The sequence below is a fragment of the Bacillus sp. AFS017336 genome (genome assembly GCF_002555445.1).
GTDB lineage: Bacteria > Bacillota > Bacilli > Bacillales > Bacillaceae_G > Gottfriedia.
The window spans coordinates 85,483-98,169 of record NZ_NUCO01000021.1 but is presented as its reverse complement, the minus strand read 5'-3'; the positions used below and the strand labels follow the sequence as shown (position 1 = coordinate 98,169).

Genomic DNA, 12,687 nt, shown 5'->3' with positions numbered 1-12,687 from the left:
TAAATTTTTTGAAGATTAGTTTATGATAGATAAGTCAATAAGAAAGGGGGATATTATGCAACCAGCAGTTAATACAAAGGTTATTAATCAATCAACCATGTATCAAATTCTATTTGCTATTAGTTTAGGTCATTTATTAAATGACTCGATGCAAGCAGTTGTACCTGCCATATTTCCAATTTTAGAAAAGACGATGAATTTAACTTACACTGAAATTGGATTCATAGCCTTTGCGCTAAATATGACTTCCTCTGTTATGCAACCTGTATTTGGAATTTTTTCAGATCGAAAGCCATCACCATTTCTCCTTCCAATTGGAATGTCATCCAGTTTACTAGGTATGCTTTGTTTAGCTTTTGCACCAAATTTAATGATGGTTTTATTATCTGTTCTATTAATCGGTATCGGATCAGCCATCTTCCATCCTGAGGGATCTAAAGTAGCGTTTTTAGCATCTGGCTCAAAACGAGGGTTATCTCAAGCAATCTATCAAGTTGGAGGAAATACAGGAAACTCACTGGCTCCAGTATTTACGGCATTAATATTTGTACCGCTAGGACAAAAAGGCGCAGCTTGGTTTACTATTCTAGCTGCTATTGGTATTTGTGTGTTAATTTATGTATCCACATGGTATCGAAATAAATTAAAAGAAAATCCGTTTAAATTAAAAAATAAAGGTCAATCTTCAACTGAAAGTATCAAAATAACATCGGCCGTAAAATTTGCTATTATTTTGTTAATTTTTATTACTTTTGCACGCTCATGGTATTCAGCGGGCATAGGCAACTATTATCAATTTTATTTAATTAAAAGCTATGGATTATCAATTAAAAGTACACAATTATATTTATTTATCTTTATGATCGCAGGTGTAATCGGAACATTTATTGGGGGAAGTTTAGCTGACAAAATTGGAAAACGTAATATGATTTTATTTTCATTAGTTGGAACATTTCCTCTAGCCCTATTGCTTCCTCACATATCTTTATTAGCAGTGATCCCAATTTTATTTTTAATTGGGATCATCAGTTCAAGCTCCTTTAGTGTAATAGTCGTTTATGCTCAAGAGCTAGTACCTGGTAAGGTCGGTTTAGTTAGTGGATTAATCGTTGGGTTAGCATTCGGAATGGGTGCTTTAGGAGCTGTTTTACTAGGTGTAATTGCAGATGCAACTAGCCTTAAATTCGTTATGAATTTATGTAGTTTCCTTCCATTACTTGGCTTAGTAGCATTTATGCTGCCAAATGATCGTAAAAAGACAGTTTAACGATATTTTTGCAAAAAGAAATGACTCTACTCTTCGGCCATAGTGAGCCGATATTGAATAAATTAGCTCATTATAAAGTAAACCTGGTTTTTGAATTTTAAAAGGCTGTCAAATAGGCAGCCTTTTAATAATTCTTTTAACTAACAATAAAATCCTTTTTTATTGCATTAATCAAAATTCGACTGATTTTAAACTAGTAAAAGAAATCGAAAAATCCTCCCTAAAATATCAGGAGGATTTTTATTTTTTTCATAGTTATTTTAGAATGTACTTCCTCGAACAAGATCGAAACGATCTGCATTCATGACCTTAACCCAGGCAGCGATAAAGTCACGTACAAACTTCTCTTTGTTATCATCTTGGGCATACACTTCTGCAATCGCACGTAGAACCGAATTTGAGCCGAACACTAGGTCAACGCTAGTTGCAGTACGTATTATTTCACCTGACTTACGATCGTGTCCTTCAAATACGTCTCCGTCTACAGGCACCCAGGCTACTCCCATGTCCAGCAAGTTTACAAAGAAGTCATTAGTAAGCGTGCCAACTCGATCAGTGAAAACTCCATGTTTTGTACCATTATAGTTAGTATCTAGGACACGCATACCGCCAATTAGTGCAGTCATTTCTGGTGCAGTAAGACCTAGTAGCTGTGCCTTATCAACTAGTAGCTCTGCTGAACTTACATTATACTGTTTCTTTTGATAGTTAATAAATCCATCAGCAATCGGCTCAAGCACTGCAAAACTTTCGATATCTGTTTGTTCTTGCGATGCATCGCCACGTCCTGGAGAAAATGGAACTAATACATCAAAGCCTGCATCCTGTGCAGCTTTTTCTATAGCGGCACTACCACCAAGTACAATCAAGTCCGCCAAGCTAACATTCTTTTCTAGATGATTTTGAATATTTGCTAGTACATTTAGTACTTTTGTAATTTGTTCAGGTTGACTTACTTCCCAATCCTTCTGTGGAGCAAGTCTGATTCGTGCTCCATTAGCACCTCCGCGCATATCTGAACCACGGAAAGTACTTGCTGAAGCCCAAGCAGTTTTTACTAGCTCATTAATTGTAAGTCCTGAGTCTAATATCATTAATTTAATCTTTTCAACGTCAGCATCAGTTATTTCATTTTCTAAAGCAGGTATAGGATCTTGCCAAATTAGCACTTCTTCTGGAACTTCAGGACCTAAATATCTTGAACGTGGCCCCATGTCTCTGTGCGTTAGTTTAAACCATGCACGAGCAAATGCATCGGCAAATTCTTCTGAATTCTCATAGAAACGACGAGAAATTTTTTCATATTCTGGATCATACCGCAATGCCATATCGGCTGTAGTCATCATTGTAGGAACACGAACAGATTGATCTTCAGCGTCTGGTGCAAGATCCTTCTCATGAGGATTTACAGCAAGCCATTGATACGCACCTGCAGGACTCTTAGTAAGCCACCATTGATATCCAAACAATAGTTCAAAATAACCATTATCCCACTTTGTTGGATTTGCAGTCCAAGCACCTTCAATTCCACTAGTGATCGTGTCTCGACCTTTTCCAGAGCCATGAGTACTTAGCCAGCCTAAGCCCTGAGCTTCAACAGGAGCAGCTTCTGGTTCTCGTCCAACATGAGCAGCATCTCCAGCACCGTGAGCTTTTCCAAAAGTATGCCCCCCAGCGATTAATGCAACTGTTTCTTCATCATTCATTCCCATACGTGCAAAGGTTTCGCGTATATCACGACCACTTGCAACCGGATCTGGGTTACCATTTGGACCTTCAGGGTTAACGTAAATAAGTCCCATCTGAACAGCAGCAAGTGGATTCTCAAGCTCACGATCACCCTTGTATCGCTTATCTCCTAGCCACTCTGTTTCATTACCCCAGTATATATCTTCTTCTGGATGCCAAACGTCTGCACGTCCTCCACCAAATCCAAATGTTTTTCCACCCATTGATTCAATAGCAACATTTCCTGTTAGAATATATAAATCAGCCCAAGAGATTTTGTTGCCGTATTTTTGCTTAATTGGCCATAGCAGACGACGGGCTTTATCTAGATTTCCGTTGTCTGGCCAACTATTAAGTGGGGCAAAACGCTGTGTGCCAGTTCCCCCTCCACCACGGCCGTCACCCGTACGATATGTACCAGCAGAGTGCCAAGCCATACGAATAAAGAACGGACCATAATGTCCATAGTCAGCAGGCCACCAATCTTGACTGTTTGTCATAAGAATATGGAGATCTTGCTTAAGAGATTGATAGTCTAACTTCATAAATTCTTCTGCATAATTAAATTCTTCGTCCATGGGATTTGATTTTCTGTCATTCTGATGTAGAATGTTCAAGTTTAGCTGGTTTGGCCACCAGTCTTTATTTGCAGTACCAGATGATTTGGGAGTAGTAGCGCTACCGTGATTAAATGGGCACTTTGCAACGTTAGAAGTTTCATTAGTTTCCATATTTGTTTCCTCCTCAAGAGTTTATGTATACGTAAATATACGTAACTAACAAGATATGATAATGATTATGTAATCATTATATTAAACTATTACTTATATTAACAGAAATAAGTATCACTATTATGAATTTTTCGATAAATTGATGAACATTATATGTCATTAGTAAAATAGATTTTTGGTTAGTGAGTTTGTTCATACTCTATCGATTAATAATAAGCTATTTGTAATTCAACTCTGCACCCTTCACTAACTCTTCTAATTTCTTTGCTTAGCAGGAAACACTATTTATAAAATCTCAACTGGAAAAGTCACTTAATGAATGAAATTTTACAATCATTTGCTTGTACTATTCTAGTAATTAATTCTATACTTTATTCCTGTTTTCCTTGTTCTAGTATCCTGCCATTTACTACAAAAAAAACTGCTATTAAGCAGCTTATAAACTTTAATATAAGTTTACTCCCCATTTATTATCCAACGGTCGAAATGCAATAGCTAAAAACGCGATATCCAATGTTAAGTCTTTATTTTTCCTTAGTTACCTTAATATCTGGAAATTTCCCTCTTATAAATGATAGGATCTCCTTTGTTTCATCATTCATATTATAAGGTGCAACCGTACCGCCAAATGAAGGCTGAATTAAAATAGTTTCATCATGGTTATTGAAATAAAATTGTAAATAATCAATATTCCAAGGCTGTCTTGCAATATATTCTTCTTTTTTAATATATCTTACTTCTATAACGTCGTTCAATTTCACTTCTTTTGTGGTTTTTTTCTTTTCAATGATTTTATTCGAATATACAGCTACATACCCTCGTATTTTTTTTCGTTCAGGAATAAATAAAAAATAAAACATCAATGTAAATATGATCGACATAACAATGAAAAGCCAATCCATTTTAACGATTCCTATTATGAAACACGCTATCAAACCCAAAATACCACTTAGTAAAATTACATCCATTAAAATAATTCCAAATGGTTTATTTTTGTAAAGAAAGATTGGATCTTCCAATTTCATTCCTCCAGAATTTCAAATACTATAATATGGTGATTATATCTAATATAGAAATATTTGTAATTAGTGGTAAATTGACTTTTTTCGTTGAATTTGATGTGTAACTTATTCAACTATTCTGCCATATACACAAAAAAAAGAAGTGTTCCTTTCTCTCAGAGAAATGCTCCTTAGAGTAATTACTAAATTTACTTAAAAAAGAGTAAGTTGCTCAAAAAATTTTATAAAACCTTCTCTTATATTGCAAGCTGAATCAACATTAAAATGGCTTATTTCTAAAACAACCAATTGAATAAATTCCTTGCTTATAATCAACCCTAATTTTTAGCTTTGTAAATTCCTTATACAATTATTCTTCTTACTTCAATTTACCTTAACAAAATAAAAAAGCTCTTCGATCACCGAAGAGCTTTTCTCATATTACATACCCCAAACTAATGTCCAAAGAGTACCAAATACTATTGCCACTGCAATAAATACTGCGTAACCTAAATTGATATATAATACATTTTTATTTTCATTTTCGTTCATGTGCATGAAAACAATTAATTGAAGACCACCTTGTAATAATGCCGTTACTATTAAGATAATAAGTGACACATTAAAAGGTAAATGTAAATAGTAAACACTTAAAGCTATGATTGTTAGAACAAGTGATTGGATGAAGCCAACCACTTGATGCTTAGGGAATAACGCGCTCATCCAATCAGTCCTTTCACGTAAACAAAACTAAAGATAAAGATCCATACTACGTCTAAGAAGTGCCAGTATAATGAATAAATAAATGTTTTGTTTGCAGTAGTTTCAGTAATACCTTCACGAGATACTTGAATTAAGATTGCAATACCCCATAACATACCGAATGATACGTGGGCACCGTGAGTACCTAATAATACGAATAACGCTGATAAAGCCCCACTACTTTGGATCGTCGCACCTTCATGTACATAAGTAAAGAATTCTGTAATCTCTACTCCTAAGAAAACTGCACCTAAAGCTAAAGTAATAATAAGGAAGCTAATAAAAGCTTTTTTTGAATGTAATTTAATAGTGTTAACAACTAAACCGATCGTAAAACTACTAGTTAATAAGGCAAATGTTTCAATCATTACACCTTTCATCTCAAATAATTCTTTTTGAGTAGGTGCTGTACCTGTGTTATTTGCTAAAGTGAAATAAACTGCGAATAATGTACCAAATAAAGCAATCTCAGCTCCTAAAAAGATCCAGAAACCTAGAATCTTATTAGAACTTTCTTCTCCTAGACTATATAGAGGCTTGCTGTTCATAATGATCACCTCGTAATTTTTTCTCTGTTTCAATAATTTCTTCTTTATGAATATGGAATCCATGATCACGTTGGAATGAACGTGCGATTAAGCAAAGTGCAATCGGAACTGCAAATACTATCATTGGAACCCACCATTCAAAAATCAAGAAGAAACCAAATGCCATAAATGCCATACCTAAAATGAATGGTATACCACTATTACTTGGCATATGAATATCTGTAATCTCACCCTCAAGTAAAGATTTACCTTCTTTTTTAGCTTTCCAGAATGGATCTAATGAATCTACTTTCGGAATTACTGCAAAGTTATAAGGAGCAATTGGACTGCTTGTAGCCCACTCTAAAGTTCTTGCATTCCATGGATCACCAGTAGTTTCTCTTGGTGCATAACGTACACTGTAATAAATATTGTAAACAAGTAACATAAATCCGATTGCTAACCCTACAGCACCGATTGAAGCAATCAAGTTTAAAGGACCAAAACCTGAATCTGCACTATACGTATAAGTACGACGAGTCATACCTTTTAATCCTAATAAGAATAATGGGAAGAATGTTACGTTAAAACTTACAATAATTGTCCAGAACGTAATTTTACCAATTTTTTCATCTAATTTGAAACCGAAAACTTTTGGGAACCAGTAGTAGAAACCTGCAATTACAGCAAATACTGTACCTGGTATTAATACGTAATGGAAGTGAGCAACTAGGAACATCGTATTATGATATTGATAGTCAGCACTTGCCATTGCAAGCATTACCCCTGTAACACCACCGATTGTAAAAATCGGAATAAATGCTAATGAATAAAGCATCGGAACGGTAAATTCGATTTTACCTTTCCTTAATGTGAACAACCAGTTAAAGATTTTTACACCGGTTGGTATACTTATGGCCATTGTTGTAATACTAAAGAAGCCATTTACAACAGAACCTTGACCCATTGTATAGAAATGGTGAACCCAAACAACGAAACTTAAAGCAGAGATTGCGATCATACTGACAACCATGCTCTTATATCCGTATAAATTCTTTCTTGAGAATGTTGCAATAATCTCACTATAAATACCGAAAGCTGGAAGAATAACAATATAAACTTCAGGATGTCCCCAAATCCAGAATAAGTTCGCCCAAAGCATATCATTACCATGTGCCATCGTGAAGAACTGTGTTCCAAATTCACGGTCAAACATCATTAATGCTAAAGCTACTGTTAATACTGGGAATGCGAATACGATAATAACGTTTGTAATTAAGATACTCCAAGTAAACATTGGTAATTTCATTAATTTCAAACCTGGTGCACGCATTTTTAAAATTGTTACGATAAAGTTTATACCAGTCATTAATGTACCCAGACCAGCAATTTGAAGCGAGATTGCGTAATAGTTATTTCCAACACCTGGACTGAATGCTTTACTAGCTAGTGGGAAGTAAGCTGTCCAACCAGCATCAGGTGATCCACCGATAACAAAGCTTAAGTTTAAAAGCATTGCGCCTGCGAAGAATAACCAGAAACTAACTGCATTTAAATAAGGGAATGCTACGTCACGTGCTCCGATTTGTAATGGAATGACGATATTCATTAAACCAATAATGAAAGGCATCGCCATGAATAAAATCATAATTAAGCCGTGAGTTGTAAAAATTTCATTATAATGTTGTGCGTCTAATATTTTTAAATCTGGTCCTGCTAATTGTGCCCTCATTAATAAGGCATCAACTCCGCCACGGAAAAGCATTAATAATGCACAAAGAATATACATTACACCGATACGTTTATGGTCAACTGTTGTTAACCATTCTTTCCATAAATAACCCCATTTTTTAAATTTGGTTAAACCAATAACAATAGCGAGAGAAACAATAACGATACTCACCATTGCGCCATAGATCATTGGCTCACCTGTTACAAAAAAGTGATCCCATTTATAACCCATCATTATTTCATCCCCTCCATATTATCCATAGAACCATGATCATGACCTGCATTTTTTCCTTCTGGAGCTGGTCTAAATTCTAAGTGGGTTGAAGAATATGTCTTTCTGCCTAAATGCTCAATTTTTAGCAATTTATTAAACTCTTTTTCTGTTAAAGCAGGAGCCGTATTTTTAACGTCTTTAACCCAGCCGTCAAAATCTTTATTGTTCATTGCCAGTACTTCAAATTCCATTCCAGCAAAGCCTTTACCATTGAAGTTACTGTTTTTACCCATAAATGAACCTTCATTTGAAGCAACAAAGTTTAATTTAGTTACCATGTCACTCATTGCGTATTTTTGTCCACCTAATTGAGGAATCCAAAAACTTGTAATCGGACCAAATGAATATAGTCGGAATTCTACGTTTCTATTCGTTGGAATGTTCACGTAGTTAACTGTTTCAATTCCTTGTTCTGGATATGAGAAATGCCATTTCCAGTTTGAAGAACTTGCATAAATAACAAGTGGTTTATCAGTTTCATGACCTTTTGGAACACTTTCTACTGCATTTGTTGTTTTAACAGTTACTACTGATAAAACTGCAACAATTATGATCGGTATAACCGTCCAAATAATTTCAAGAGTTTTACTTCCCTCTTCGTGAGGTGGTTCGTAATCTTTTGGAAGTTTACTAGCTCGATATTTATAAAGAATAACTATATAAAGAATGTAAACTACTAGTAAAACTCCTAACATCATTAACATTGAGAAGATAATCGTATCTGCTTGCGTTTTAGCAACAGGACCTTTTGGATTAAGAACTGCAATCTTGTCACAAGCGCCCAATACTAATGCAACCAGCATGATCATCATGCTCATTAGAAATTTTTTCATCTCGCTCTTCCTTCCTTTAAGTAAGTAAAAGTACAAAACAGTTTTTTGAATTGCTTCTTAGTTAAGTATTTTTATAAATTGTCACCAAAATGACAAACAATGTCCACAGTTATAGTAAGATACTTTAATTAAAAAAACAAACAATTAATTTCTATTTTGAAAGGAAAAAATAAGTGTTCACAATTTAGACATATTTACAAATATGTCTTTTTCCTAAAAACCTATATGTATCAAGGAATAGATATGTATGCTCACTTTTTCACAACGTTCACATTTTAGACAAATATTAGATTTAGATTAACTTTTTTGTTCACAATTTCAAAATTCCATATTATTAAATTAGTATAATAATTTTGAACAGTTTTTACGGAATAATCAGTATTTTCGGACAAAGAAAACTCACCGATTTGCAATCCGTCAGGTGAATACAAAGGCGTAGTTGCACTTATCCCTAAAAGTGGCATCTACGTCGATTTATCTTCACCGTTGCCAATTGATACTTTCTAAATGAACAAAAAAAATAACGCAGATCTCTCTGCGTCAAAAACAGGGTTATTAATTTATTGAAGAGAAGAACTACTGTCCTAGCATGTTCTTCTCTTCTTAGGGTTGGGGGGGTTCTAGGATTGCATTCCACATTAATTTTAAAATGTGTATCCAATCGAAGAACTAAGAAAAACAATGGCTTTTTCTTACACTTCTTTTATAATCCTAGATTACCATAAATGAAAATGATTATCAATACCAATTATTGTAATTTTTTATAAAGCAGTAAAACATTATCATGCCTTAAATACTATATGTCCTGCATTCACTAATAATTTTTTTACTTCTTTCCATGCCAACCGCCTTTACCTCATACGATGGCAGATCACCATTGTTTTCATCCATTTCATATTTTTTAGTATGTTGATTTATTTTCTAAATCCAATTGTTAAAATTCAATCTCGTTTAATATTAGAAATCAAATAGGTTATAATTGTAGAAAAAAGGTGGGACAAGTATGCCGCAATTATTAATTAAAGGTATTTCAACAAATGATATTTGTAAAATTAGCAAGCCATTAATAGAAGAACTTGCAAATGTTTGCGAATGTGGAACTGACAATTTTACGATCGATTGTATCCATTCTACCTCAATCTTTGATGGTGAAGTCGTAGATAGTTTTCCATTTATTGAAGTAAAGTGGTTTGAACGGGGTGTAGAGACAAGAGATCGTTTCGCTGCAACAATCAAAAAACATGTTAATTTATTAAATATTCCAGAGTTTGAAATAGCATTTATTACATATAAAGAAGATAGCTATTACATTAATGGAAAGAGATTCGAATAATACTATATCGAAATAACAAAGGCCAGTGAATCCACTGGCCTTTTTATTTTATATAATTTCCATTTTTTATAGGTCAACTGTACCTATAGGACAATGTCATTTCACGGTATTTTTACTATGTGGACAAATATACAAACTAAAAAAAATAGTTATCTAACTAAGTACATGATCGATAAAATTGAATATTAGTATATTAATCGGACAAGTAGGTAACCAAAATACTTCCGATTAGAGAAAGGTGAATGAGAATGAACTTTGAAATTATTGTGACTGCTTTTGTTTTCATAATGACAATGGCTGTCATTTTCTGGAGACCAAAAGGAATTCATGAAGCATGGCCTGCTACTATTGGGGCAGTAATAATACTACTAACTGGAATCGTCAGTCGCCATGACCTTCTTGACATCATTAGTAAAATTGGTGGGGCCTCTATAACAATTATTGCAACAATTGTTATGGCAGTTATTTTAGAAAGCTTTGGATTTTTCCACTGGTCCGCAGCACGCCTAGTAACATTAGCTAAAGGATCAAGTTATCGCCTATACTGGTATATCCAATTACTATGTTTTTTAATGACACTGCTATTTAATAATGATGGTAGTATCTTAATAACGACACCAATTCTAATTATTCTTTTAAAAAATCTCCGCCTAAAACCACATCAACAAATACCTTACCTATTATCCGGTGCATTAATTGCTACCGCTTCGAGTGCTCCAATAGGCGTAAGTAATATCGTAAATTTAATCGGTTTAAAAATCGTTCACATGCCACTATATATGCAGCCGTTAATGATGTTTGTACCAACAATGATCGGCTTATCCTTTATGTCACTCATGATGTATTTCGTATTAAAGAGTAAATTTCCAGAAGTTTTACCTGCTTCAACAAATGACATTGAAGAATCATTTTTCATCAAAAATTTTCATCCTTTAAAAACAAAAATCTCTGTTGAAACGAAAAGAAAAAGAACAAAGTTTATGCTTAAAATATTAACTTTCGTATTTGTTATGAGATGTTTGCTTTTCGTTGCATCCTTTATTTCGATTCCAATTGAATTTGTTGCGGTACTCGGCTCACTCATTTTACTTATATGGAGATGGTACCATTTAAGAACAAACCCAGTGGATATCTTAAAAAAGACCCCCTGGCAAATACTTTTGTTTGCATTCTCTATGTATGTAATTATTTTTGGGCTTCATAATGCTGGTCTAACAGAGTTTCTTGTAAAAGAACTTGAACCAATCGTTAACCAAGGCCTATTTAATGCTACTTTAGTAATGGGTGGGTTAGTAAGTCTATTATCCAATTTATTTAACAATCACCCTGCTCTGATGATTGGCACAATCAGTTTAACTGAGATGGGTCTAAATCCAGTAACCCTAAAAGCAATTTATCTTGCAAATATTATCGGTAGTGATATTGGCTCACTATTATTACCGATTGGAACATTAGCATCTTTAATTTGGATGCACATATTAAAAGAAAATAAAATTAAAGTAAAATGGAAAGATTATTTAAGCGTTACAATAATTGTGATCCCATTAACTACTATTATTACATTAATATTATTATTTTATTGGATCCAATTATTTTTTGCTCATTAATTTAGTTCTTTAATTACCTATAGGAGGAGATTAAAGTGAGTGATGTATCAACATTGCTTGGTGAACAAGTTTCAGTAAAACTATCTGGAGATGTCATTTTCGAAGGTATTCTTACTGATTTAGGACAAGATATTTTAGTCCTTTTCAATGGTATAAAATATTATTATATTCCTTGGATGCATATCCATATGGTATATCAAACGGATGAATTGAAAGAAAAAATAAAGAACCCTAATGAACCATCCATTACTCAAGAAATGGAGACAATTTCTTATCGCAAAATTTTACTAAATGCTAAAGGTATCTTTTCAGAAATCTATGTAACTGGTAATATAACTTTTCATGGATATGTTATGAATGTACTAAGTGATTATTTAGTCTTTTATTCACCTGTATTTCATACAATGTATATCTCTTTATCGCATTTAAAATGGATAACGCCATATAATCATAAAGTTGTTCCATATAATTTAAATGATGATACTTTAACTGTTCATCCTTCTACCACTCCATTACACAGATCATTTGAAAGTCAGATAAAAAAAGAAATTGGTAAGTTGGTAATTTTCGATGGTGGAACAGATCCAATGAAAATTGGGCGTTTAAACAAAGTAGATAATAATCAATTAGAGCTTTGTGTAGCAAGTGGAGAAAATGTTTATTTAAAGCTAGGACATATAAAATCTGTTCACTTACCATAGCTAGATAAGACCTTTGATACGCGTTGTATTTAAAGGTTTTTTTTTTTGCTTAAAAAGCTACGTTCCTCCCTATCCTCATTCTTTACATTAAACGATTCTAATTTTTTCTTTACAAATTTTATGGTAGCAATTACAATTTTGATAAACACAAAAAAGTTGTACAAGAGCAACATTTCTAATCATCTTTTAATG

Annotated in this window: 10 protein-coding genes; 4 read left to right on the top strand and 6 right to left on the bottom strand. The window is 33.6% G+C overall.

Annotation, left to right across the window (positions count from 1 at the left end):
• Positions 1 to 55 precede the first annotated feature (55 nt).
• On the top strand, positions 56 to 1,267 hold the full coding sequence (locus tag CN601_RS12235) for an MFS transporter (RefSeq protein ID WP_098120568.1): 1,212 nt from the start codon (positions 56 to 58) through the stop codon (positions 1,265 to 1,267).
• Between the two features lie 260 nt (positions 1,268 to 1,527).
• Here CN601_RS12235 and katG read toward each other — a convergent pair whose 3' ends face one another.
• The 6 genes from katG to qoxA form a co-directional block, all read right to left on the bottom strand.
• A complete protein-coding gene (gene katG / locus CN601_RS12230; protein WP_098171215.1) occupies positions 1,528 to 3,726 on the bottom strand; it encodes a catalase/peroxidase HPI in 2,199 nt (732 codons plus the stop codon).
• Between the two features lie 524 nt (positions 3,727 to 4,250).
• The gene (locus CN601_RS12225) at positions 4,251 to 4,745 is read right to left on the bottom strand and encodes a hypothetical protein (protein ID WP_098171214.1); all 495 of its coding nucleotides are present in this window, start codon (positions 4,743 to 4,745) and stop codon (positions 4,251 to 4,253) included.
• Positions 4,746 to 5,168: 423 nt separating this feature from the next.
• Positions 5,169 to 5,450, bottom strand: coding sequence for a cytochrome aa3 quinol oxidase subunit IV (gene qoxD, locus CN601_RS12220; RefSeq protein ID WP_098120571.1), 282 nt, complete (start codon positions 5,448 to 5,450; stop codon positions 5,169 to 5,171).
• Positions 5,447 to 6,046: a cytochrome c oxidase subunit 3 gene (locus CN601_RS12215; protein WP_373604976.1), complete on the bottom strand. Its 600-nt coding sequence runs from the start codon at positions 6,044 to 6,046 to the stop codon at positions 5,447 to 5,449. Before CN601_RS12215 ends, qoxD begins: the two co-directional genes overlap by 4 nt.
• On the bottom strand, positions 6,015 to 7,979 hold the full coding sequence (gene qoxB, locus CN601_RS12210; RefSeq protein WP_098171337.1) for a cytochrome aa3 quinol oxidase subunit I: 1,965 nt from the start codon (positions 7,977 to 7,979) through the stop codon (positions 6,015 to 6,017). Before qoxB ends, CN601_RS12215 begins: the two co-directional genes overlap by 32 nt.
• Positions 7,980 to 7,981: 2 nt before the next feature.
• Complete coding sequence (gene qoxA, locus CN601_RS12205) at positions 7,982 to 8,854, bottom strand: cytochrome aa3 quinol oxidase subunit II (protein ID WP_098120573.1); 873 nt, start codon at positions 8,852 to 8,854, stop codon at positions 7,982 to 7,984.
• A 1,003-nt stretch (positions 8,855 to 9,857) separates the two neighbouring features.
• Between qoxA and CN601_RS12200 the strand changes: the two genes are divergently transcribed.
• The 3 genes from CN601_RS12200 to CN601_RS12190 all read left to right on the top strand — a co-directional run bounded on the left by CN601_RS12200 (position 9,858) and on the right by CN601_RS12190 (position 12,495).
• A complete protein-coding gene (locus tag CN601_RS12200) occupies positions 9,858 to 10,187 on the top strand; it encodes a DUF1904 family protein (RefSeq protein ID WP_098171213.1) in 330 nt (109 codons plus the stop codon).
• Between the two features lie 248 nt (positions 10,188 to 10,435).
• Positions 10,436 to 11,794: an arsenic transporter gene (locus CN601_RS12195; protein ID WP_098171212.1), complete on the top strand. Its 1,359-nt coding sequence runs from the start codon at positions 10,436 to 10,438 to the stop codon at positions 11,792 to 11,794.
• Positions 11,795 to 11,829: 35 nt separating this feature from the next.
• A complete protein-coding gene (locus CN601_RS12190) occupies positions 11,830 to 12,495 on the top strand; it encodes a DUF2642 domain-containing protein (RefSeq protein WP_098171211.1) in 666 nt (221 codons plus the stop codon).
• The last annotated feature ends 192 nt before the right edge of the window (positions 12,496 to 12,687 follow it).